We start from the raw sequence: 22,441 nt of genomic DNA on the forward strand, positions 1-22,441 counted from the left end.
TCAGCCCCGTCCGATCGCGGGCCGGTCGCACCAGAATTCGGTGCGCACGCCCAGTTTTGGATCGAAGCGGATCTGCACTTCGGTCACGGTGTAGTCGCCTTCGAACAGCGGCCCCACGCCCTTGATGCTCAGCTTGGTGCCGACCCGCAGGGCATCCTTGGTCTCGGCCACGCCGTGGCCGGTGATGAAGCGTCGCGCCATGTGGCGGAAGCTGGCTTCGGCCAGGGCGCGCGCTTCGCCGTCGGAACTCGGCAGGCCATGGGCGAGCGCGTCGACGCGTGCGCCGAAGGCCTGTTGCAGGGTCTCGGCGCCGCTGGGGCCGCCGTTGAGTTCGGCGCGGATCGCGGCTTCATCGGCCTCGTGCTTGGCCACGCGCTTGTCGGCGACGCTCCAGCCGGCGCCGACCAGGCGCGTGCGCTGATGGGCAAGGTCGGCGCAGACCTCGAACTCGCGCAAGGGCCCGGCCCAGGACAGCTCCAGCGACTGGCCGTTGCGCTGCGCGCGTTGCGCGGCCTTGAGCTGGGTGCCCTCGACCCAGATCTGCGCGTCTTCGCGCCGGGCCAGGTCGCGCAGGAAGGCCAGGTCGCTCTGGTTGACCTGGGCCAGTAATTTGTAGGTTTCGCCTTGCACGTCGACCTGCGCCTGCAGGCCGTGGTCGCCGGCGATGCTGCGCAGGATGTCGGCGAGGCTGGCGTCGGCGAAGGCGCGGGTGCGCCGGGTCATGCGCAGGTCCTGCAAACGATCTTCGGCGCAGACGCCGATCTGCGGCGTGCCGCCGTCGGGGAACTTCGCCGACAGCGCGCTGATGCGGCCCTCGAACAACTTGCCGTCGCCGAGTTTGATGGTGAGCGGTTTGCCGAACTCGAGCAGGTCGCGGCCGAAGTGCTGGAAGCCGCCCTTGTCCGGGCCGCCCCAGTTGCCGAACACCAGCTCGCAGCGGGCCAGGCCGGCCTCCGACTCGACGATGTCGAGCGACATCAGCGAGCTGGTCAGCGTGGCTTCGCGCTTGCCGTCGATTTCCACCGACGGACGCGAAGCTTTGATCGGCAATGTCGCGGTATCGCCCATGGGCTGGCTATGGCTCCGTCAATGCGCCCAGACGCGCAGGGATTGCTGGTCGATGTGGCGCAACGCCATCTGCACGTCGCGCGGTTCGAGCTTCTCCGGCGCCTCACCCTCGGACTTGGCGCCGCTGTTCGCATCGGACTTCGCCGCCGGTCGCGGCTCGGCCAACACTTCGAATTCGTTGATGACTACGGCCATGGCGGTGGTCCTTATCCGAACGAGATCGAGCCGCCGGCGCTGCCGCCGAGGGATGCGTTGAGGCCGACACTGGCACCGGCGTCGACACCGACGCTGCCGCCGACGCCGGCTCCGAAACCGGCGCCGACCGAGGCGCTGCCGCCGATGCCCGCGTCGACGCCTATGCCGACGCCGACACCGACACCGCCGCCGATCGAAGCGCCGGCGGAAAGATTGAGATCGACCAACTGGCCCGGCGACATGCGCAGCGGGTCTTCGATGCCGTTGGCCGAGGCGATGCCCTGCCAGTCCGGCTTGCCGCTCTTGCCGGCCATCGATTGCAGCGAGTCGCCCTCGTTGGCGCTCTTCAACGGCGCCTGGCCGGGCTGGTTGGGCACCTTGCCTTCGCCCTCGAACTTGGCTTCGAGGATCTTCTGCTGCGACAGGGTCATGGTGATGCTGGAGCGCAGCGGCTTGCCGTCGGGCGAGAAGAACTCCAGGGTCTCTTCCATACCCTCGACCATGCCGTCGAACAGGAACGTGCCCCAGTGGAAGCGCAGCCCCGGCGGCGACAGTTTCTTCGGGTCTTCTTCGGACTTCTGCGGGGTCATGAAATAGACCACGTCCTGGGTCAGGCGGCGGACATCGTCGACCGCGTCCTTCTCCATCGCGGTGACGTCGAACCACAATTGCAGCGCGAGCTTGGTGGTGCCGGCGCCGACGAACTGACGGCCGGCGTTGCCGGCGGCCTGGTCGCCGCCCTGCGGTTGCACGATCTGGTTGGCGAAGGTGACCTTCAGCGTTTCCGGATTGAACTGCACCGCGACCTTGCGCCCGCCCGATTTCTCGTTGGCGAAGCTCTGGTCGAGTTCGATCAGCTGGGCTTTTTCCAGGCTCATGACGTGGCCTCCGCGCGTTTCATGCGTCGAGCTCCTTGAGGGCCAGGGTCTCGTAGGCCACCTGCAGTTCCTCGATCGCCACCTGGCCGTCGCGCGCGTTCAGCGCCGGCGCCTTGAGCTTGACCGGGACGCAGCGCGAGAGCTGGAAGCGCGCGCGCACGGTGCTGCCGTCGGCGGCGAACAGCACCACTTCGGCATTGGCGCGCAAACGCGGGTTGGCGACGCTGTCCTTGAACCAGCGCCACAGGTCGAAGTTCTCGGTCATGCCGCGCTTCAGAGTGAGCTGGCCGTAACTGACCATGCCGTTGAGGCGGATCTGGCGGTCGTTGGCGCCGCCTTCGCGGATGGTCTTCACTTCCATGTTCACTTCCAGGCCGTCGCATTCGGCGAACGCGGCATTGACCAGCGGCTTGGCGTCGTCGCCGCGGTTGATCTCGACGGCGAAGTTGAAATTGGTGAACGGGTAGGGCTGGGCGGCCATGCTCAGAGCTCCTCGATCACGGCCAGGCGCTCGCCGTTCTGGGCCAGGCGCACGGCGATGAAACGCATCGGCAGCGACGGCGCCACCCGCAGTTCGACCACGAAGCGGCCGGCGTCGACCGACTGCGGCGTATTGACGCCCTCGTCGGTGACCACGCGGAAGGACTGCGCGGCGGTGGCGCCGGCGAAGGCGCCGCGTTGGAACAGATCGGTCAGCAGCAAGTCGAAGCCGCGCTGCACCGAACGCCACAGCACCGGCCCATTGGGCTCGAACACGTAGCGGGTGCCGTGGCGCAGCGCCATGCGCCGCAGCAGGATCAGCAGGCGGCGCACGTTGATTGGCCGCAGCGCTTCGTCCAGGGCCAGGGTGTCGGCGGACAGGGCGAAGAAGCCGCGCGGATCGTTGCGCAGCAGATTGATCTGCGCGTCTTGCAGCGCCTGGCGGTCGCTGTCGGCGATCGGCGGGGTCAATGCGACCACATCCTTCATCGGTTCGTTGGCGGCGGCGATCCAGGCGCCGCGCATGGAGGCCCGCTTCGACAGCACGCCGACCGAGACGCCGTCCGGCGGTACGACCCGCAAGGGGCGCTGACCGGCGCTGTCGGTGCCGCTCGCGCGTGCATCCGACTGCAACCAGGGGAAGTACAGTGCGCCGTAGCTCAGGGCGCGGGCTTCGTCGAAGCCGAAGGCGTGCGGATCGCTCGGCCCGGCTTGATCGGTCGGCGTGCGTACGGCGCGCAGGCGCTGGGTGTAGCGCAGGGCCTGGGCGGTGCGGAAATGGCGCGGCATCGACAGCACCGCGAACAGATCGCCGCAGGCCGCGGCCAAGCGCAGGCTGGCCCGATGCACCTCGAGCCAGTCGGCCTCGTGCAGGTCGCCGGCCGATTCGGGAGCCACCTGTTCCCAGTCGTCGGCGCGCACGCGCACCGTGACCGGATTCGAGCCCTGACTGCTTTCGTCGCCGACCCAGGCGAACACGCGATAGTGATACAGGCCTTCGCGTTGGCTCATCGCCACGTACTCGCCGTCGGCGCCGCGGTAGATCTCGCGTTCGTCGCTGAAATCGGCGCTGCCGGCCTCGAACAGGGCATAGACCGCACCGGGCTCGCTCTCGGTCCAGCTCAAGCGATAGGTGCCGGGCGGCATCGGCGCATCGGGGCCGTCGAGCAGCGGCGCTTCGATCAGGCGTGTGCCGCAATCGAGGAAGCGGCCGAAATCGGGCGTCGCCAAGAGGGACTCGGCCGGCACCGTCGCCAGGCAGGCACCGCGATGCGCGCGCCAATGCGCCGGCGTCGTCGCGGGTGGCGCTTGCGCGGGTTCCGGGTCGTCTGCGCCACGCCGTTGCCAGCCGCAGTGGATGGCGTCGGGCACGGCGATCAGGCTGGCCTCGTTGAACAAGCCGCCGGCACCGATGCCGAACACCGCGTGCAGCCCGTACAGCGGGCGCGTCTGCTCGCGGATCAGGCGGATGTCGTCGGCATGCGCGAGCAGGGCGTCGACGCCGTCGTCGGCGAGTTCCGGGTCGAGAAACAATCCGCTGTCGAACGCTGCCAGGCCATCGCGTTCGAGCGCGGTCTGCTCGCGGTGCAGCGGGCCGACCGCCGCGCCGAACAGACCGCTCGCACCGAGCGGCAGCCAGGCCAGGGGGAATGGCGCTTCGTCGGGCGCCAGTGGAAAACGTTGTAATTGCGCCGGCGCCGCAGCGGCGAGATCGTCGTGCACGCGATAGAAATCGCCGTCGCGTTGTAGTTCCCAGAAGTTGCCGGGCCGGCTCGGCGTCAACGCCAACTGGCGCAGCCGCGCTTGCGGACCGTTCTCCGAGGTCGCAAGCAGTTCGATTTCCAACACTTGCGCCGAGGCCACCGTGCCGAGCGGCGCGGTGGCGAGATCGGCGCTGCGCCAGGCTGGCCCATGCACGGTCGCAAGCACCTGCAAGGTCGTCGCCGACGGCGGGCTCGCCGACAGGTCCGGCGCGCGGTCGGCTTCGTCGATGCGCAACCAGTGGACCGCGCCGGCGGCATCGAAACGTACCCAGGCGCCGACCTCGAAGGCGGATTCGGGCAGCGGCTCGCCGAAGCGCAAGGCAAGCGGTGCGGGTTCGGCGGCCGAATCGGGATCGCTGTCGAAGCTCGGCGGCGCCAGTAGAGTCGCCGCGAGCGGCAGTTCCAGACCGGCGAGGTGGGCGACACCGGCAAGCTCGCCCGGCGGCGAGGCCTCGGCGACGATGCGTTCGAACGCGGCCAGCATGCGCACCGAGACCTGGTACGGCGCCGCCGGTGTCGCACCCGCGGCGACGTCCTCGACCTGGGCATAGGCGCAATCGCCGACGCTGCGGCCGAACTGCAGCAGGTCGCCGCCGCGCAGCGCGTGCCGGGTCAGGAATTCGTATCGGCCCGAAGCCGGCGAATCGACGCCGGACCAGGCGTCGAGGGCAAAACCGCGCGACTGCACCGACACGCTGACGCGCAATGGATCCGACCAGGAACCTTCGCAGCGCGTGGCGACGATGGCCGGTTCGGCCTCGCCGCCGGCCGTGGCAATCGACAGCATTCCGGACAGAGCGAAGCGGTTGCCGACGGCGACCGCGAGCGAGGGATCGGCGTCGGCGTCGACCTCGGCGCGCACGCGCTCCATCTCGGCGCTGCGCGCAACCCGTATCACCCAGCAGCGGCGACCGCCGTTGGCGAAGAAGGCGCGTACCGAAGGGCCGAGATGCGCATGCACGCGCTCGCCGCGGCGTTCGTCCCAGGCCAGCGCCGCGTCGGCGCCGAACACGGTCGCGTACTGCGCCGCGCTTTCGACCGCGACCGGCAGGTGCAGCGGGCCGGTCGAGGCGAAGCCGACGAATACCGCCACGTCCAGGCGCGGCAGCGCCTCCGCCGCGAGCGGCGGAGCCACGTCGACCTGGATGCCCGGCAGCCGGCGCGCGTTCGCCACGATCCTCACTCCATCTCGAGCCGTTCGTAGGACAGGGTCAGCTCTTCCAACGCCACATCGGTGCCCTTGGCGTTGAACGGCCCGCTGGTGTGTTTGATGATCCGCGCACGCAACAGCTTCCAGGTCTGCACGATTTGGGTGTGGTCCTCGTTCTGCAGATGGATCGTCACCGTGCGCATGGCCTTCTGGTCGCCGTTGCGGATCTGGTCGAGCCATTGGTACAGGTTGAGCGAACCGATCACGCCGCGTTTCATCGTCACGTCGGTGGATTTGTTCATGCCGGTGATCTTCATCACGCTGTTTTCTTTGGCGTTGCCGGTGCGGTATTCGGACACGGTGACTTCCATGCCGATGCCGCTGAGCTCCTGGAACCCGGCCTGCGGCCCGTCGGTGACCCCGTCGCCCAGGTCGACGAGGAAATTGAACTGCACGTACGGGCGGTCGCGAAGGGTGGCCATGACGTTGCTCTCCGATCAGACTTTGCGGTCGGCCGTCCACTGGCCGATGCGGAAGATGACGAACTCGGCGGGCCGCAGCGGCGCCACGCCGATCAGGCAGATCAGGCGGCCGTTGTCGAGATCGTTCTGCGACATGGTCGAACGGTCGCATTTGACGAAATACGACTTCTCCGGTTTGTCGCCGAGCAAGGCGCCGCTTTGCCATTCGTTGAGGAGGAAGTCCTCGATGGTGCGGCGCACGTTGGCCCACAACTGTTCGCCGTTCGGCTCGAACACCGCCCACTGCGTGCCCTTGTCGATCGAGCGCTCCAAATAGGCGAAGTAGCGCCGCAGGTTGACGTACTTCCATTCCGGGTCGGAGCTGATCGTGCGCGCGCCCCACAGGCGCATGCCGCGGCCTTCGAAATAGCGGAAGCAGTTGATCCCTTCCGGGTTCAGTACTTCCTGCTGCGCCTTGTTGAGGAAGCGCTCGAAGCCCAGGGCCAGGTTGACGACCTCGTTGGCCGGCGCTTTGTAGACCGCGCGGTTGACGTCGTTGCGGGCGTAGATGCCGGCGACGAAGCCCGACGGCGGCATATGGGTCTCGCGCTGGGTCAGCGGATCGAGCACGCGCACCCAGGGGTAGTACAGCGCGGCGTGTTTGGAATCGAGCTGGGCGCGCATCGCCCGCACTTCGCTGATCGCCTGGTTGTCGCCGCTGTCGAGCACGGCGATGCAGTACTTCATGCGTTCGGCGTGGCGGATCAGGGCGCGCACGATCGACGGCGCATGGGTCGCATAGCCGGCGCCGTAGCCGAAGGTCGAGCCCGGCGCGGCGACGATCGAGATGTCTTCCAGGTCCTCGAACTGGCGCAGGCCGGTCTTGCGGTCGGCGCTGTCGACCTCGCCCTCGTAGGCGGACGCGAACGGGCGCAGGCCGTCGTCGCCGTCGTCGATCAGGATCGCCAGGCTGCGTTCGGCCGGCGTGCTCTGCGAGTTCTGCATGGCCGCACGCAAGCCCACCGGCGGCGACACCGATGCGTTGGGGTCGGCATCGAAGAAGGCGCCGAGCAATTCGGTGCCGGTGCCGATCGCGGCGACGTCTTCGGCGCGGATCACGATCGGCAGGGTGCGGGCGCGGCTGAGGCTGGCCGGGAACTCGGCGAAATAGGCGAACAGCGAATCCGGCGAACCGGCGCGCTGGTGCAGCGGGTCCAGCGGCAGGTCGGGGGCGACGAAGGCGTCGCCGCCGCCGAGCGGCTGCACGACCACCGTTACGGTGACCACGCGCAGCTCGTAGTTGGCGGCGCTGAGGTCGGTCAGGGTGGCCTCGGCGGTGCCGATGTCGTCGCCGCTGGAGACGAAGGCCCAGCTTTCGTTGGCCGCATCCCACAGGGCGAGGTAATAACCGTCCTCGACCGCCGGCGACGGCGCGCCGGCGCGCGGCCGGATCCACACCACGTCGCGCGATTGCAGCGAGTTGGCGAAAGTAACGCCGTCGACGTCGGAGAGCAGGCTCTGGCCGACGTTGAAGGTGAAGCCGACCCGCGCGTTGCCGGCGCGGCCGGGGAAGCGCGCGTACACCATCATCGACGAGGGGCTGCCGGGCAGGCCGCCGCGGGCGCAGCCCGGGCGTTCGTCGGTCGCGTCGATGGGGGTGAACACGCGGCTGACGTAGAGGCGCTTGCCGCCTTCCTCGAAGAAGGCGCGCACACCGTGCCAGAGGTAGTTGTCGACTTCGCCGGCGTCCTGGAACACCAGTTTGTCGCGACCGCCGTAGGTGCGTTCGAACTCGACCAGGCTGGTGACGATTTCCGGCTCGATGTCGAGCGGGCCGTAGCGGGCGGGACCGACGAAGCCGGTGGTGGTGGTGCTCACGCCCTCGATCGATTTCGCGCGGAAGGAGACTTCCTCGACGAAGACACCGGGAGCCAGGTACTCAGACATAGCAGTTCTCCTTGCCTAAGACGGCGCATGTCTTGGCGCGCGTGTCGGCGTAGTGGCGCGGCGCGGTCATGCGGTGGATACCAACAGCCAGGAAGCGTCCGCCGCCGGCTGCCCTTCGGTTCTGGCCGTCATCGGCCGGCGGTACTCCAGGCGCCGGGGCGGCGCCGGCGACGACAGCGAATCGATCACCGTGCACGGCGTGGCCAGTTGCGCCAGCACGTCGGCGAGATCGGGTACGGCGGGCGCTTCGATCGGCGGCGAGGTCGGCGACCAGAACGCGCTGAGCTCGACCATCCAGCGGAAATCGCTGCGCGCTTCCGGCGGCGACGACAGCGGCGTGCGCGGCGGCTCGGGGTAGGGATAGATCACCGCTACCCGGCCGTCGCGGTCGGCCATGCCGATGCCGCGCGGCGCGCCGTCGATGTCGACCGCGAGCAGGCTCCAGGCCGGCACGCGCTGGGTGCCGGCCTCGCGCAACTGCGCATAGGTCACGGCGAGCGGTTGCGGCAGGGGGCGGCTCGGCGCCGAGAACAGCGGGATGCGTTCGATCAGCAACTGCGGCGGCGACGAGGCCGTGCCGGGCAGGGCGAGCGGCTGCGGCGGCGAGATCCATGGCGCCAGCCAGGTGAACAGCCCGCGTGCAGGCAATTCGGCATCGAAGGCCAACGGCAGAAAGCGGCCGAACGGGTCGCTGACTTCGATGCGGTAGCCCGAGGCCGGCGGCGACGCGTTCAACGCATCGATCCAGGGTTGTTCGACCGGTTCGCGTTGGTCGAACTCGAAATCGATCAGGCCGCTGACCCGATGCGCCACGTAGATGCCGCTGGGATTGGGCAGGGCGCGTTTGCGCGCGTTCGGGGCGCTGCGTGGGTAGACCTCGACGACCAGGCCGTCGATGACCGAGCTGGCCGTCGCCATGTCCCAGAAACGCAGGCCCAGCGCGGCATTGCGTTGCAGCACTTCGAGTTCGAACAGGACCGCGCTCACGTGATCGCCTCGTGCACTTCGAAGCGGCGGCTCTGCACCGCGGCGGCGTCGTCGACGCTGACGTCGGAATCGATCAGCACCATGCGCAAGGCATAGGTCGCCGAGGACGGCAGGCGCCGCAGGCGATCCCACAGGGTCAGATAGTCGTTGAGCGACAGCGGGTCGCAGACCACCTCGATGCCTTCCTGCGCGCCGAAGGTGTCGGTTTCGGGCATGTAGTGATTGAGATGGCCGGCGCTGAGCACGCTGGTGTCTTCCATCAAGCGCATCACCCAGCCGAGCATGCGCTGCTGGCGTTCGCTGTCCTGCGCCCAGGGCGTGATCATGTAGTGCAGGTCGAGCGGCAGCGACGGACGATAGCGACGGCCGTCGGGCGAACGGCGCAGGGTCAGGTTGCGCATGGCGCCGTTGACGGCGACGCGGAACAGGTAGATCGAGAAGCCGTCCTGCATCGGCGACTCGAAGTCGCGCGCCTGGTACAGGCTGATGTCGAGGCCGGCGCCGAATTCGTCGCGCGGATAGCGATCGCGCAGCAGACCGGCCAGTGCGGTACTGGTGGCGGCGATGGCGCGGTAGTTCGCCATGGCCTCAGTCTCCGCGCCGTTGCGTCAGCAAAGCGCTGAGCAGCGCATCGCCGGCGAGCCGCCGGTAGCGCCTGCGGCCGTCAGCCGCCACGGTCTCCTCGATCACCCCGCAGCGTTTCATCCAGTCCAGCGCCTCCTGCAATTCGTCCATGGCGACCTCGTGCTCGCTTCCGAACCACCAGCGATGGATGCCTTCGGCGGTATCGCACGCGTGCGGATTGGCTCGCATATAGCTGGCCAATGCCTTCACACATGCCGATACCGCGGAGCTTTCGTCCATCGCGATCGACCCTCTGCGCACCAGATCAATGCAAGAGCGATGCCAACGGCGATGGATGACGCAAACGCTTGCGCAGTGGGCGTTATCGATGCGGCACGGCGAGCGAGGGCGGATGTTTTGATCCGGGCGCGAACCCGACGGCCGTCACATTGCCGGCCGCAAACGCCGTGTTTTCAAGCCTGCGCAGCCAGGATGTTTTTGTCCGCGCAGTGCGTGGCTTTGTCCTGTGAGCGCACGGACAGGCCGACCGCATCGTCGAATGGCGCATATCCGGGAGACCCGTTCGGCCGTACATGCAGGCGCGACGATGCCGCGGGCACGGCGGTTGCCGTCGCCGTCGCGGATAGCGCTGCGATCAGGTGAGCTGCGACTCGAACGCGCGGAAGCGCTTGGGTTCGATGCGGTGCTTGCGCATCAGCTCGAAGAAGGCGCGGCGGTCCTTCTTGGCCGCCATCGCGGCGTGGGTGACGTTGCCGGCGTGCGCGGCGAGCAGGTGCTCGACGTAGCCGCGCTCGAAGTCTTCGACCACGCGTTGTTTCGCCGCCCGGAACGAATCGGCGGCCAGGCCGAACGAGCGCGGCAGGGGCAGGTCGGGCGAGGCCGGTTCGATCTCGATGTCTTCTGCGACCAGCACCTGGCCGCTCGACAACAGCACCGCGCGCTCGATCACGTGCTTGAGCTCGCGCACGTTGCCGGGCCAATCGTGGCGCAGCAGCCGTTCGAGCGCACCGTAGGAGAAACCGGCAGGCGCGCGGCCGAACTCGCGGGCGAAATGGGCGGCGAAGTGGCGCGCCAGGATCGGCACGTCCTCCGGCCGTTGCCGCAGCGGCGGCAGAGTGATGTTGAGGACGTTGAGGCGGTAATACAGGTCCTGTCGGAAGCCGCCGCTCTGCGAGAGCGTGCACAGATTGCAGTTGCTGGCGGCGATCACCCGCAGGTCGGCGTGATGGACGGTGTTGGAGCCGACCGGCCGGTATTCGCGTTCCTGCAGGAAGCGCAGCAGCTTGGCCTGCGCCGACAGCGGCAGGCAGTCGACGTCGTCGAGAAACAGGGTGCCGCCCTCGGCTTCGCGCACCAGGCCCGGGCAGGCGCTGTGGGCATGGGTATAGGCGCCTTTGACGTGGCCGAACAGTTCGTTCTCGACCAGCTCGACCGGTATGGCGCCGCAGTTGACCGCGACCCAGGGGCGGTCGGCGCGCATCGACAGGTAATGGATGGCCTGCGCGCAGACCTCCTTGCCGGTGCCGGTCTCGCCGGTGATCAACACGCTGGCGTCGCAGCGGGCCAGGGTCGGCAGACGCGCCGCGATCGCCGCGCAGACCTTGCTGCCGTGGACGAAACCGCGGATGTGCGGTTCCTCCTCCTGTACCGGCTCGCCGCGGCAAGGCGCCGCAGCGGTGTGCAGCGCACGATGCAGGCGCACCCGCCATTCCGACACGGTCGAGGGCAGGGATACGAAGTCCGAGGCGCCGGCCAGGATCAGGGCATCGAGCTCGCTGTCTCCGGCATCGCGGGTCGCCACCACGATCGCCAATTGCGGACGCTCGTGCCGGATCGCCGCGATCGACTCGGGAATCGTCGCCAGCCCATCGAGGCCTGGTACCAGGACGATGCCGTCGGCGCTTTGGATCGCCGCCTGCAGATAACCCGATGGCGACAGCTCGACCGAGGCGCAACACGACAACGCCGCGAGCACCTCGCGCACGTCGCGCGCTTCTGCAGGCGCGCTTGCGAGCGGAACCACGGCCCATCGGGGGACTTCCATCGCACGCCTCCATGACCGGGACAGTCCGCCAGATACCCGCGCAACCGACCACGGCGCGGCGCCGTGGGGCGCCAGGCCAAGCCGGAGGTTTTCGAGGTGTTGCAGGACGATCAACGCGGCGCCATCCCCGCGCCGGTCACGGTGGGGGTGTTCGTTTACGTAACATCGGGGGGGATTCCGACCGGCGGTAGCGTCTCGCTCCGAGCCAGAAGAGGATCCCGGACGCACCGATGCAGAGGCGAAGTTATCGCTTCAAGGTATTGATAACGATTGAATAATTGGCCGGGCTCGTCAGCGAGTTCCGTGCTCGATCTACTTGACCCGATGCTTCCCCAGCTTCCGCGCCAGGGTCCTTCGGTGCATCCCCAGCCGCCTGGCGGTCTCGGAGATGTTGAAGTCGGTTTCGGCGAGCATCTCGTGGATGCGCTCCCACTCGAGGGTCTTGATCGAGGTCTGACGCTCGGTCAGTTCGACCGTGGCGTCGCCGCCGGCGCGGCCGAAGGCGGCTTCGATGTCGTCGGTGTTGGAGGGCTTGGCCAGGTAGTGGCAGGCGCCGAGTTTGATCGCTTCGACCGCGGTGGCGATGCTGGCGTAGCCGGTCAGGACCACGATCAGCATGTCGGGGTCGTGGGCGTGCAGGGCTTGCACGCAGGCCAGGCCGGAGTCGCCGCCGGCCAGTTTGAGGTCGACCACCGCAAAACCGGGCGAGTGTTCGCGCAGCAGGGCATCGACTTCGCCGAGGTCGGTTGCGTTGCGCACCAGATAACCGCGGCGCTCGAACGAGCGGGTCAGGGTGCGGGCGAAGGCCGCATCGTCTTCGACGATCAGCAGTTCGCGCGGTGCGTCCCGGGGCGGGCCGGGATCTTCACTCTTGAGATCAGGGCTCATCGGCGGCCTCGACCAGGGTCAGCGCCGACAGCGGCAGGGTCATCGCGACGATGGCGCCGCGCGGGCTGCGGTTCTGCGCGGTGATGCTGCCGCCGAGGGTGCGGGCGACGTTGAGGGCCAGGAACAGGCCCAGGCCGCCGCCGGGGCGGCCCTTGCTCGACTGATAGGGCTTGCCGAAGTGCGAGAGCATCGCCGGGGCGAAGCCGGGGCCGATGTCGCTGACCTTCAGCACCAGGCGGTCGTCGTCGCGCGAGGCTTCCAGGCCGATCCAGTCGGGCGAGGCCTCCAGGGCGTTGTCGAGCACGTTGCAGATCATCTGCTTGAGGCCCGAGTCGGAGACGATCGGCAGATCTTCGCCGAAACCGTTGGCGTAATCGAATCCGCGCACCGGGCGGGTCGTTCGCCACTCGTCGACTAGTTCGTCGAGGAAGGCGCCGACCGTGGTCTCGGCCGGGGCTTCGCCGCGGGTTTCGCCGGCGGAGAGCAGGATGCCGGTGACGATGGTCTTGCAGCGATGCAGCTGGGTCTGCATCTCGTCGAGCTCCTGCAGCAACTCGGGTTGCTCGGTGAACGGCGCCATGCGCCGCCAGTCGCCCAGGATCACCGACAGCGTCGCCAGCGGCGTGCCGAGCTCATGCGCGGCGCCCGAGGCCAGCAGGCCCATGCGCACGATGTGCTCTTCCTCGGCTGCGCGTTGGCGCAGGTCGGCCAGGCGCGCATCGCGGGCGCGCAGGATGCGGCCGATGCGGGTGATGAACACCACCAGCAAGGTGGCGTTGAGGACGAAGCACAGCAGCATGCCCTGGACGTAAGGGTCGGCGAGGCCGCGGGTCGGGTCGGCCGGAATCACCACGGGCCCGGCGAACATGGTCAGGGCGATGAAGCAGGCGCTGGTCGCGAACACCACCGCCCAACTCGCCCACGAGCGCAGCAACACCGCGGCCAGCGCGACCTGCAGCAGGTACAGGAACACGAACGGATTGGCGGCGCCGCCGCTCAGGTATAGCTGCGCGGTCAGGGTGACCACGTCGACCAGCAGGGCGAGGAACAGGGCGCCGTTGGTGACCTTCTCGCGGTGCCGCCAGCGCAGCAGGCTGACCAGGTTGAACGCGGCCAGGCAGGCCAAGACGATCGCCATCGGCGCCAGCGGTAGGGCGATGCCGAAGGCGAAGTGGACGAAGACGATGGTCGCGACCTGGCCGATCACCGCGATCCAGCGCAACTGGATCAGCTGGTGCATGTTCTTGACCCCGGCGCTGTCGCGCGAGGCCGTCGAGGCGGGCGCTTCGGCGTCGAGCGTGCGGGGTAGCGGCAAATCCTGCATCGGCGGCCCTCAGCGGATGTCGTCGAGCGACGCGGCGGCGCGACGGCGCCGACGTTCTTCCAGCGCCACCCGCCATGCGGCGGCAGCGACCATCAGGGCCAGCCCGAACCAGGTCAGCGCATAGACCAGATGGTTGTTGGGAAACTTTATCACCGTCAGTCCGCCGACCGGCCAGGCCGGCTCGGCGTTGGCGGCGACAGGGGGCTCGTCGTGGCGGTCGGCGTCGACGAAGTAGGGCGCGACGCGCTGCAGGCCGCGGGCGGCGGCGATGGCGGCCACGTCGCGCGAGTACCAGCGATCCTGCTGCGGCGCGTTCTTGCGCAGGAAACCACCGCCGGGTTCGCTGAGGCGCAGCAGGCCGGTGACCCGGGTGTCGGCCGAAGCGGCCGCGGCAGCGGCTTCGCGCTTGCCCGGGACGAAGCCGCGGTTGACCAGCACGATCGGGCCCTCGTCGGTCTGGAAGGGAGTCATCAGCCAGAAACCGGGGCCGATCGCGGTCACGGCCTGGACCAGGCTGTCTTTTCCGCCCAGATAACGGCCTTCGAGCTGGACGTGGCGATATTCGTCGCGGGCGGCGCTGACCTGGGGCCAATCGGCCGGCCCGGGCGCCGCGCCCGGCGGCGCATGTACGCGCGCTTCGACGCGTTCGATCAGATCGAGCTTCCAGGCGCGGCGTTGCACCTGCCAGCCGCCGAGGGCGATCAGGCCGAGGAAGGCGGCGAGAAAGACCGACGACAGGACCGCCAGGGCGAAGCGGCTGCGCGGGCGCTTGGCGGGGTTCGCGGTCATGGTCGGGGCCTCTTCATGGATCGCCGATAGGGCGTTCGGTGTTGCTCGATTTCAAGCTCGTGCAGCGGCCTACGTACTCCTCATCCGTCATCCCCGCGAAGGCGGGGATCCAGAGACTTCAGAGTCATGTCGCGGTGAAACCCTGGGTTCCCGCCTTCGCGGGAACGACGGGCAAAAAGAACACGGCGAGAACCGAAGACCCGAAACTCGATTCCCGATTCCCGATTCCCGATTCCCGAATCCCGAATCCCGAATCCCGAATCCCGAATCCCGAATCCCGAATCAAGGCATGTTGCGCATGTCGTGCGGTGCCATCGGCATCATGTTGACGTTGAGGTGGTGCATGACCCACAAGGAACCGGCCAGCAGGATCACCACCAACACCAGGGTGAAGATCAGCGCGAGCATGTTCCAGCCGCCCTCCGACTTGGTGTTCATGTGCAGGAAATACACCATGTGCACGACGATCTGGACCACGGCGAAGGCCAGCACCACGAAGGCGGCGGTGCCGGAGTTCGGGATCACCTTGGCCATGATCAGCCAGAACGGAATCGCGGTCAGCACCACCGATAGCAGGAAGCCGATGGTGTAGCTGCCGACGCTGCCGTGGGCGCCGTCGTCGTGGTCGTCATGGCCGTGGCCATGATCGTGCGCGGCGTGAGTGGTGGGCTCGGTCACGGCAGCACTCCCATCAGGTAAACGAAGGTGAAGACGCCGATCCAGACGACGTCGAGGAAATGCCAGAACATCGACAGGCACAGCAGGCGGCGGCGGTTTTCGGCGGTCAGGCCGTGCTTGCCGACCTGCACCATCAAGGTGACCAGCCAGACGATGCCGAAGGTGACGTGCAGGCCGTGGGTGCCGACCAGGGCGAAGAACGAGGACAGGAACGCGCTGCGCTGCGGGCCGGCGCCTTCATGGATCAGGTGGGCGAACTCGTACAGTTCCAAGCCGATGAAGGCCAGGCCGAACAAGCCGGTGATCGCCAGCCAGCCCTGCACCGCGGCGATCTTGCGCTTCTGCATCGCGATCATCGCGAAGCCATAGGTGATCGACGACAGCAACAGCATCGAGGTGTTGATCGCGACCAGTTGCAGGTCGAACAGGTCGGCGCCGGACGGGCCGGCGGCGTAGCTGCGGCCCAGCACGCCGTAGACCGCGAACAGGCAGGCGAACACCAGGCAGTCGCTCATCAGGTAGAGCCAGAACCCGAGCAGGGTGCCGTTCTCCGGATGGTGCTTGCCCTTGAGGTCGAAGAAGACCGGGCGCCCGTCGGGCGTGTGGGTGGCGATGGCGTGGGCGTCAGACATGGGCGGCGGCCAGTTGTTGCGTGCGCTTGGCTTCGGTGGCGGTCACTTGCTCCGCCGGGATGTGGTAGTCGCGCTTGTAGTTGAAGGTGTGGACGATGGCGGCGACCAGCATGGCGGCGAAGGACAGGCCGGCGACCAGCCACATCTGCCAGATCAGGGCGAACGCGCACAGCGTGCTGAGGCCGGCGATCACTACGCCCGCGGCGGTGTTCTTGGGCATGTGGATCGGCAAGAAGCCCGAGGTCGGACGCTGGTAACCGCGCTGCTTCATGTCGTGCCAGGCGTCGTTGTCGTGCACCACCGGGGTGAAGGCGAAGTTGTAGTCCGGCGGCGGCGAGGAGGTCGACCACTCCAGGGTGCGGCCCTGCCAGGGATCGCCGGTCTCGTCGCGCAGCTCGTGGCGGCGGCGGATGCTGACCACGAACTGGATCAACATGCAGGCGATGCCGATGGCGATCAGCACCGCGCCGAAGGCGGCGATGACGAACCAGATCTGCAGCGATTGGTCCTCGAAGTGGCTCATGCGCCGGGTCACGCCCATCAGGCCGAGCACGTACAGCGGCATGAAGGCGAAGAAGAAGCCGGTGATCCAGAACCAGAACGAGCACTTGCCCCAGAACGGGTCGAGCTTGAAGCCGAAGGCCTTGGGCCACCAGAAGTTGATGCCGGCGAACAGGCCGAACAGCACGCCGCCGATGATCACGTTATGGAAGTGAGCGATCAGGAACAGGCTGTTGTGCAGGACGAAGTCGGCCGGCGGCACCGCCAGCAACACACCGGTCATGCCGCCGATGGTGAAGGTGACCATGAAGCCGATCGTCCACAGCATCGGCACCTCGAAGCGGATGCGGCCGCGGTACATGGTGAACAGCCAGTTGAAGATCTTCGCGCCCGTCGGGATCGAGATGATCATCGTGGTGATGCCGAAGAACGAGTTGACGCTGGCGCCCGAGCCCATGGTGAAGAAGTGGTGCAGCCACACCAGGTAGGACAGGATGGTGATGACCACCGTCGCATAGACCATCGAGGCGTAGCCGAACAGGCGCTTGCCGCTGTAGGTCGAGACGATCTCGGAGAAGATGCCGAAGCAGGGCAGGATCAGGATGTAGACCTCCGGGTGGCCCCAGATCCAGATCAGGTTCACGTACATCATGGGGTTGCCGCCCAGATCGTTCGTGAAGAAGTTGGTGCCGGCGTAGCGGTCGAGCGAGAGCAGCAACAGCACCGCGGTCAGCACCGGGAACGCCGCCACGATCAGCACGTTGGTGCACAGCGAGGTCCAGGTGAACACCGGCATCTTCATCATGCTCATGCCGGGCGCGCGCATCTTGACGATGGTCGCGATCAGGTTGATGCCCGACAGCAAGGTGCCGACGCCGGCGATCTGCAGCGCCCATATGTAGTAGTCGACGCCGACCCCGGGACTGTAGGCGATGCCCGACAGCGGCGGATACGCCAGCCAGCCGGTCTTGGCGAACTCGCCGACGAACAGCGAGACCATCACCAGGGCCGCGCCGCAGGCGGTCATCCAGAAGCTGAAGTTGTTGAGGAACGGAAACGCGACGTCGCGCGCGCCGATCTGCAGCGGCACGACGTAGTTCATGAAGCCGGTGACCAGCGGCATGGCCACGAAGAAGATCATGATCACGCCATGGGCGGTGAAGACCTGGTCGTAGTGCTCGGGCGGCAGGTAGCCGGCGTTGTCGCCGAACGCCATCGCCTGCTGCAGGCGCATCATGATCGCGTCGGCGAAGCCGCGCATCAGCATGATCAGGCCCAGCACGATGTACATGATGCCGATCTTCTTGTGATCGATGCTGGTGAACCACTCGTTCCAGAGATAGCCCCACAGCTTGTAGCGGGTGATCGCGGCGACCACGGCGAGGCCGCCCAGCACGACCATGGCGAAGGTCGCGATCAGGATCGGTTCGTGCAGCGGGATCGAGTCCCAGGTGAGCCGGCCGAAGATCATCGTGGCGAGGTTGGATTGGTCAGACATCTCGACTCCAGAAGTCCGCGGGCGGACTCGGCGCGCGTTCGGCGCGCCCGGTGAATGCGTTTACGAAACAGGTCAGGGGGCGAGCGTGGCCACGCCCAGGGTCGAGCCGGCCGAGGGTTCGGTCAGGCACATCGCCGAGGTCACCACCGGGCCGCCGCGCAGGTCGCCCTTGCGGCGCGGCGCGAGCGCATCGGTGTTGAGGCCGAGGCCGCCGCCGGCGTCGATGGCCATCATCTCGTCCATGCACATCTTGCTGCTGTCGACGCAGCGGTTGAGGATGGCCCGGTACAAGCCCGGGGCGACCGCGCCGTAGCGGCGCACCGGTTCCTTCTCGCTGGGCTTTTCCAGTTCCAGGTAGCCGGCGCGCTCGAGCGTCGCGCCGCTGGCGCGATTCTTCGCGACCCAGGCATCGAAGCCGGCCTGGTCGAGGCCGTGGAAGCGGAAGCGCATGTGCGAGAAACCGGCGCCGCTGTAGTTGGCCGAGAAGCCTTCGTAGTCGCCCGGCTTGTTCATCACCGCGTGCAACTGCGTTTCCATGCCGGGCATGGCGTAGATCTGTCCGGCCAGTGCCGGGATGTAGAACGAGTTCATCACCGTGGAGGCGGTGATCTTGAACTGGATCGGGCGATCGACCGGCGCGGCGAGTTCGTTGACCGTGGCGATGTTCTGCTCGGGATAGAGGAACAGCCACTTCCAGTCCAGCGCCACCACCTCGACCACCAGCGGTTTCACGTCGGCCGGCACCGGACGGTTCTTGGCGATGCGGTCGAGCGGGCGATAGGGATCGAGTGTGTGCGTGCTCATCCAGGTGATCGCGCCGAGCGCGATGATGATCAGCAGCGGCGCGGCCCAGATCAGCAGCTCGAGCTGGGTCGAATGATCCCAGTCCGGCTTGTAGGTGGCCTTGGTGTTGGAGGCGCGGTAACGCCAGGCGAAATACAGGGTCAGCGCGATCACCGGCACGATGATCAGCAGCATCAACACGGTCGACACCACGATCAGGTCGCCTTGCTGCGCGGCGACGTCGCCGGGCGCGTTCAGCAAGATCGTGTTGCAGCCGGCCAGCGGCAGGATGGCCGCGGCCATCAACAGGCGGCGGAGCAGGGACGGGCGGAGCAGGGGTTCGATGGCGGTCATCTAAGGAGCAAGCAGCACGATCGAGGCCGCGGCAGTCGCGGCGATGCGCGCACTGTAGAGGCGCAGGACTGTGACGACGATTGGACGTTTTGTCCTATGGCAGCGCCGGGCCGGTGGTGGGAAGCTAGCGTCGTCCCGGTAGCCGGGCGTTCGTCCTTTGCCGCATTTGGGGCCTGGGGCGTCGTTTCCGGTTCCGTCGCCGTCGGACGCGCTTTAACTGAACGTACCCGCCTGTTTAGGCACAGTGTCCAGGCCCGGTCGCCACGACCGTGCCGCGGCGCCCACCACCGAATCGACGATGCATACGCCAAATCACGCAAACCCGGATTCCTCCATGACCGTTTCGGTGCACGACACCGGTTCGCATGCCGAGGTCGCGCCCGGCGACATCGCGGTCGGCGTGGTGATCGGCCGCGCTTCGGAGTACTTCGACTTCTTCGTCTACGGCATCGCCTCGGCGCTGGTGTTCCCGACGGTGTTCTTCCCGTTCCTGGGCCGCCTGGAAGGCACGCTGTGGTCGTTCGCGATTTTCGCGTTGGCGTTCGTCGCGCGCCCCATCGGCACCGTGACCTTCATGTGGATCCAGCGCCGCTGGGGCCGCAGCACCAAGCTCACCGTCGCGTTGTTCCTGCTCGGCACCTGCACCGCCGGCATCGCCTTCCTGCCCGGTTTCGGCAAGATCGGCGTGCTCTCGATCGCGCTGTTGTCGCTGTTCCGGGTCGGCCAGGGCATCGCCCTCGGCGGTTCCTGGGATGGCCTGCCGTCGCTGCTCGCGCTCAATGCGCCGAAGCACCGCCGCGGTTGGTACGCGATGCTGGGCCAGCTCGGCGCGCCGGCCGGCTTCATCATCGCCGCCGGTCTGTTCGCCTATCTCAACACCAGCCTGGCGCCGAGCGACTTCCTCGACTGGGGCTGGCGCTATCCGTTCTTCGCGGCGTTCGCGATCAACGTCGTCGCCTTGTTCGCTCGCCTGCGCCTGGTCGTGACCCACGAGTACGAGCGCGAACTCGGCGAGCACGAGCTCGAACCCACCGACGTGGTCGAGCTGTTCCAGCAGAAGGGCCGCCACGTCGTCATCGGCGCCTTCGCTGCGCTCGCCAGCTATGCGCTGTTCCACATCGTCACGATCTTCCCGCTGTCGTGGATCCTGCTGTATTCGGATCAGTCGGTAAGCCAGTTCCTCGGCGTGCAGATCGTCGGCGCGCTGCTGGCCTGCGGCTCGATGGTGGTGTCGGGCGTAATCGCCGACCGCTACGGCCGCCCGCGCACGCTGGCGGCGCTGGCCGCGGCGATCGCCATGTTCAGCGGTTTCGCACCGACGCTGCTCGGGTCCGGCGAAGTGGGCCAAGACGTGTTCATCCTGATCGGCTTCATCCTGCTCGGCTTGTCCTACGGCCAGGCCGCCGGTTCGGTGACCGCCAACTTCGGCTCCAAGTACCGCTACACCGGTGCCGCGCTGACCTCCGACCTGGCCTGGCTGATCGGCGCCGCGTTCGCGCCGCTGGTGGCGCTGGGCCTGTGCGCGCACTTCGGCCTGGCCTTCGTCGGCGTGTACCTGCTGTCGGGCGCGATCTGCACCCTGGCGGCGCTGGGCGTCAACCGCGCCCTGAAGCTGCGCAGCTAAACCGCTGCGTATTCCGACGCGTCGTCCGGGGCGCGTCGTGCGGGCCGACCGCTTACCGTCGGGTCGGCCCGTCGTCGTTTCATTCTTTCGCCACTCGCGATCGCGACGCATCCGGCCGGTGGCCGGAGCGTCCGATCGCGCGCGTCCTTCAATGCGCGTGCTGTTCCTGCGCTTTGATCAGGCTGGCCGGACGCATGTCGGTCCAGTTCGTCTCGATGTAGTCCAGGCAGGCCTGGCGCGCGCCGGGGCCGTGCACGCTGCGCCAGCCGGCCGGAACTTCGGCGAATTCGGGCCACAGCGAATGCTGGTTCTCGTCGTTGACCAGGACCAGGAAGCTGCCGTTGGGATCGTCGAAGGGATTGCTCATATCGTGCTCCTGCTTGCGGTTGCGATGAAGGGGAAGGCGAGCGGTGCGGTGTTCGCCGGTCCCGAGGGTGGAAGGATGTCGTGCTTGGGTTACCGATCGGATCGATCGCGCATGATCCGGATCGGCGCTGCGATCAGTACGTGACCACGGTCCGCGATTGCGAACGCAGGACCGGCCGGTCCGCATGCGGGATCGACCGTTCCAAGTCGCTCAGGTAATCGTCGACGCCCTGGTCGTGGCCGGGGGTCACGGTCATGTGCAATGCGGCCGGGTTCGACAGCCGGCTGATGTACCAGCCGCGGGCCTCCATGGCGTCGCCGACGTCGTGGATGTCGTAGCGGTCGGAAGCGAAGGCGATCACGCTGAGGTCGGGCTGGCCGAGCAAGTGCAGGCCCGGGATGCGGTCGATGCCTTCGATGTAACGGTCGCGGATGTGCATCACCCGCTGTGCGAGCGCGCGGTAGCCGGCCTCGCCGAGGTAATGCATCACCGCCCAGGCCGCGGCGACGGCGCCGCCGGGGCGGGTGCCGGTCAGGGTTTCGGTGCGGTAAATGCCCTTGGGCCAGTCGAAGTACTCGAAGTACTGGTGTTCCTGGTCTTCGGCATCGGCGTACAGGATCACCGAGGCGCCCTTGGCGGCGTAGCCGAACTTGTGCAGGTCGGCCGACAGCGAGCGCACGCCGGGCACGCTGAGGTCGAAGCGCGGCAGGCCGCTCATGAACTTGGCCACGTGCGGGGCGAGGAAACCGCCGATGCAGGCGTCGACGTGCAACCACACGCCGCGTTCGAGCGCGAGCCGGCCGATGTCGGCGATCGGGTCGATGGTGCCGAACGGCAGCGACGGCGCCGAGGCGACGATCATCATCGTGTCGTCGTTGATGTGCCGGGCGAGGATGTCGGCGCAGGCGCGGTAGTCGGCGCCGATCGGCACCCGCACTACGTCCAGGCCCATCAGGTCGGCGGCCTTGTCGTAGGCCGGATGCGCGCTGGTCGGCAGCAGCAAGTGCGGACGCGCCTGCGGACGCCGCTCGCGGAAGGCGCGATGGGCGCTGCGCACCGCCAGCATGATGCTTTCGGTGCCGCCCGAGGTCATGGTGCCGCCGGCATCGTCGCCGCCGCCGAGCAGCGACAGCGAGATGTCGATGATGTCGTCCTGCATCCGCTTCAGGCTAGGGAACGCCGCCGGCGCCAGGGCGTTCTCGCTGATGAACATCGCATAGGCCTGGCGGGCGACGTCGAGCACGTCCTCGCCGGCGTAATAGACGTGCAGAGGCGTGCGGCCGTGGCGCCAGTCGGCGTCGCCGCTGCGCAGATCGGACATGGCTTCCTGCAGCTCGCTCCAGGCCTGGCCGCGCGAGGGCAGGGTCTTGCGACCGTTGAAATTGAACCGCGTCATGGTGCGCTGTCTCGTATCAGGTCAAAGGGAAAATCGAGGGAAAAGGAGG

General features: G+C 67.6%; 21 protein-coding genes. 1 reads left to right on the forward strand and 20 read right to left on the reverse strand.

Annotation, left to right across the window (positions count from 1 at the left end):
* From LC490_RS11185 to cyoA, 18 genes are all read right to left on the reverse strand, one after another.
* Entirely contained in the window at positions 1-1,068 is a 1,068-nt protein-coding gene (locus LC490_RS11185; RefSeq protein WP_031372399.1) for a contractile injection system protein, VgrG/Pvc8 family, read from the reverse strand.
* Between the two features lie 18 nt (positions 1,069-1,086).
* On the reverse strand, positions 1,087-1,263 hold the full coding sequence (locus LC490_RS11190; RefSeq protein ID WP_223620218.1) for a hypothetical protein: 177 nt from the start codon (positions 1,261-1,263) through the stop codon (positions 1,087-1,089).
* Between the two features lie 11 nt (positions 1,264-1,274).
* A complete protein-coding gene (locus tag LC490_RS24510; protein ID WP_305067579.1) occupies positions 1,275-2,141 on the reverse strand; it encodes a hypothetical protein in 867 nt (288 codons plus the stop codon).
* 19 nt (positions 2,142-2,160) lie between these two features.
* Complete coding sequence (locus tag LC490_RS11205) at positions 2,161-2,622, reverse strand: phage tail protein (protein ID WP_031372401.1); 462 nt, start codon at positions 2,620-2,622, stop codon at positions 2,161-2,163.
* Positions 2,623-2,624: 2 nt separating this feature from the next.
* Complete coding sequence (locus LC490_RS11210) at positions 2,625-5,558, reverse strand: phage tail sheath C-terminal domain-containing protein (protein ID WP_223620219.1); 2,934 nt, start codon at positions 5,556-5,558, stop codon at positions 2,625-2,627.
* Between the two features lie 5 nt (positions 5,559-5,563).
* On the reverse strand, positions 5,564-6,016 hold the full coding sequence (locus tag LC490_RS11215) for a phage tail protein (RefSeq protein ID WP_031372403.1): 453 nt from the start codon (positions 6,014-6,016) through the stop codon (positions 5,564-5,566).
* A gap of 15 nt (positions 6,017-6,031) precedes the next feature.
* Positions 6,032-7,942, reverse strand: a complete 1,911-nt coding sequence (locus tag LC490_RS11220; RefSeq protein ID WP_223620220.1) for a phage tail sheath subtilisin-like domain-containing protein — start codon at positions 7,940-7,942, stop codon at positions 6,032-6,034.
* 66 nt (positions 7,943-8,008) lie between these two features.
* Positions 8,009-8,929: a hypothetical protein gene (locus LC490_RS11225; RefSeq protein WP_223620221.1), complete on the reverse strand. Its 921-nt coding sequence runs from the start codon at positions 8,927-8,929 to the stop codon at positions 8,009-8,011.
* Entirely contained in the window at positions 8,926-9,513 is a 588-nt protein-coding gene (locus LC490_RS11230) for a DUF4255 domain-containing protein (RefSeq protein ID WP_223620222.1), read from the reverse strand. The genes LC490_RS11225 and LC490_RS11230 overlap by 4 nt, the downstream gene beginning before the upstream one ends.
* A gap of 4 nt (positions 9,514-9,517) precedes the next feature.
* Positions 9,518-9,793 (reverse strand): hypothetical protein, encoded by a 276-nt coding sequence (locus tag LC490_RS11235; RefSeq protein WP_223620223.1) that lies wholly within the window; start codon positions 9,791-9,793, stop codon positions 9,518-9,520.
* Between the two features lie 355 nt (positions 9,794-10,148).
* On the reverse strand, positions 10,149-11,558 hold the full coding sequence (locus LC490_RS11240; protein WP_081930935.1) for a sigma-54 dependent transcriptional regulator: 1,410 nt from the start codon (positions 11,556-11,558) through the stop codon (positions 10,149-10,151).
* A gap of 312 nt (positions 11,559-11,870) precedes the next feature.
* Positions 11,871-12,446, reverse strand: a complete 576-nt coding sequence (locus LC490_RS11245) for a response regulator transcription factor (protein WP_051885069.1) — start codon at positions 12,444-12,446, stop codon at positions 11,871-11,873.
* Positions 12,436-13,761 carry an ATP-binding protein gene (locus tag LC490_RS11250; RefSeq protein ID WP_223620224.1) on the reverse strand — a complete coding sequence of 442 codons (1,326 nt, stop codon included), beginning with the start codon at positions 13,759-13,761 and terminating at the stop codon, positions 12,436-12,438. Before LC490_RS11250 ends, LC490_RS11245 begins: the two co-directional genes overlap by 11 nt.
* Positions 13,762-13,779: 18 nt before the next feature.
* Positions 13,780-14,559 (reverse strand): SURF1 family protein, encoded by a 780-nt coding sequence (locus LC490_RS11255; RefSeq protein WP_223620225.1) that lies wholly within the window; start codon positions 14,557-14,559, stop codon positions 13,780-13,782.
* Positions 14,560-14,841: 282 nt separating this feature from the next.
* Positions 14,842-15,237, reverse strand: coding sequence for a cytochrome o ubiquinol oxidase subunit IV (gene cyoD / locus LC490_RS11260; protein ID WP_031372412.1), 396 nt, complete (start codon positions 15,235-15,237; stop codon positions 14,842-14,844).
* Complete coding sequence (cyoC, locus tag LC490_RS11265) at positions 15,234-15,869, reverse strand: cytochrome o ubiquinol oxidase subunit III (RefSeq protein WP_031372413.1); 636 nt, start codon at positions 15,867-15,869, stop codon at positions 15,234-15,236. The genes cyoD and cyoC overlap by 4 nt, the downstream gene beginning before the upstream one ends.
* On the reverse strand, positions 15,862-17,838 hold the full coding sequence (cyoB, locus tag LC490_RS11270; RefSeq protein WP_223620241.1) for a cytochrome o ubiquinol oxidase subunit I: 1,977 nt from the start codon (positions 17,836-17,838) through the stop codon (positions 15,862-15,864). Before cyoB ends, cyoC begins: the two co-directional genes overlap by 8 nt.
* Positions 17,839-17,940: 102 nt before the next feature.
* A complete protein-coding gene (gene cyoA, locus LC490_RS11275) occupies positions 17,941-18,954 on the reverse strand; it encodes a ubiquinol oxidase subunit II (protein WP_223620242.1) in 1,014 nt (337 codons plus the stop codon).
* 385 nt (positions 18,955-19,339) lie between these two features.
* Between cyoA and LC490_RS11280 the strand changes: the two genes are divergently transcribed.
* Positions 19,340-20,629, forward strand: a complete 1,290-nt coding sequence (locus LC490_RS11280; protein ID WP_051885072.1) for an MFS transporter — start codon at positions 19,340-19,342, stop codon at positions 20,627-20,629.
* Positions 20,630-20,777: 148 nt separating this feature from the next.
* Here the strand turns inward: LC490_RS11280 and LC490_RS11285 are convergent, their stop codons facing one another.
* Together LC490_RS11285 and LC490_RS11290 are read right to left on the reverse strand one after the other, a co-directional pair.
* The gene (locus LC490_RS11285) at positions 20,778-20,996 is read right to left on the reverse strand and encodes an MbtH family protein (RefSeq protein WP_031372417.1); all 219 of its coding nucleotides are present in this window, start codon (positions 20,994-20,996) and stop codon (positions 20,778-20,780) included.
* Between the two features lie 133 nt (positions 20,997-21,129).
* Positions 21,130-22,392 carry an aminotransferase class V-fold PLP-dependent enzyme gene (locus LC490_RS11290; protein WP_223620226.1) on the reverse strand — a complete coding sequence of 421 codons (1,263 nt, stop codon included), beginning with the start codon at positions 22,390-22,392 and terminating at the stop codon, positions 21,130-21,132.
* Positions 22,393-22,441 lie beyond the last annotated feature (49 nt).

Source organism: Lysobacter sp. ESA13C, from assembly GCF_019970005.1.
In the GTDB taxonomy this organism is placed as follows: Bacteria; Pseudomonadota; Gammaproteobacteria; order Xanthomonadales; family Xanthomonadaceae; genus Lysobacter; species Lysobacter antibioticus_B.

What these genes read in the sequence shown, in the direction of transcription:
- cyoC (WP_031372413.1), bottom strand. Translation starts at nt 15,869, where the DNA reads ATGTCTGACGCCCACGCCATCGCCACCCACACGCCCGACGGGCGCCCG.
- LC490_RS11285 (WP_031372417.1), bottom strand. Translation starts at nt 20,996, where the DNA reads ATGAGCAATCCCTTCGACGATCCCAACGGCAGCTTCCTGGTCCTGGTC.
- LC490_RS11245 (WP_051885069.1), bottom strand. Translation starts at nt 12,446, where the DNA reads ATGAGCCCTGATCTCAAGAGTGAAGATCCCGGCCCGCCCCGGGACGCA.
- LC490_RS11290 (WP_223620226.1), bottom strand. Translation starts at nt 22,392, where the DNA reads ATGACGCGGTTCAATTTCAACGGTCGCAAGACCCTGCCCTCGCGCGGC.
- LC490_RS11235 (WP_223620223.1), bottom strand. Translation starts at nt 9,793, where the DNA reads ATGGACGAAAGCTCCGCGGTATCGGCATGTGTGAAGGCATTGGCCAGC.
- LC490_RS11205 (WP_031372401.1), bottom strand. Translation starts at nt 2,622, where the DNA reads ATGGCCGCCCAGCCCTACCCGTTCACCAATTTCAACTTCGCCGTCGAG.
- LC490_RS11215 (WP_031372403.1), bottom strand. Translation starts at nt 6,016, where the DNA reads ATGGCCACCCTTCGCGACCGCCCGTACGTGCAGTTCAATTTCCTCGTC.
- LC490_RS11230 (WP_223620222.1), bottom strand. Translation starts at nt 9,513, where the DNA reads ATGGCGAACTACCGCGCCATCGCCGCCACCAGTACCGCACTGGCCGGT.
- LC490_RS11255 (WP_223620225.1), bottom strand. Translation starts at nt 14,559, where the DNA reads ATGACCGCGAACCCCGCCAAGCGCCCGCGCAGCCGCTTCGCCCTGGCG.
- LC490_RS11190 (WP_223620218.1), bottom strand. Translation starts at nt 1,263, where the DNA reads ATGGCCGTAGTCATCAACGAATTCGAAGTGTTGGCCGAGCCGCGACCG.
- LC490_RS11220 (WP_223620220.1), bottom strand. Translation starts at nt 7,942, where the DNA reads ATGTCTGAGTACCTGGCTCCCGGTGTCTTCGTCGAGGAAGTCTCCTTC.
- cyoA (WP_223620242.1), bottom strand. Translation starts at nt 18,954, where the DNA reads ATGGCCGCGGCCATCCTGCCGCTGGCCGGCTGCAACACGATCTTGCTG.
- LC490_RS11185 (WP_031372399.1), bottom strand. Translation starts at nt 1,068, where the DNA reads ATGGGCGATACCGCGACATTGCCGATCAAAGCTTCGCGTCCGTCGGTG.
- LC490_RS11280 (WP_051885072.1), top strand. Translation starts at nt 19,340, where the DNA reads ATGACCGTTTCGGTGCACGACACCGGTTCGCATGCCGAGGTCGCGCCC.
- LC490_RS11240 (WP_081930935.1), bottom strand. Translation starts at nt 11,558, where the DNA reads ATGGAAGTCCCCCGATGGGCCGTGGTTCCGCTCGCAAGCGCGCCTGCA.
- LC490_RS24510 (WP_305067579.1), bottom strand. Translation starts at nt 2,141, where the DNA reads ATGAGCCTGGAAAAAGCCCAGCTGATCGAACTCGACCAGAGCTTCGCC.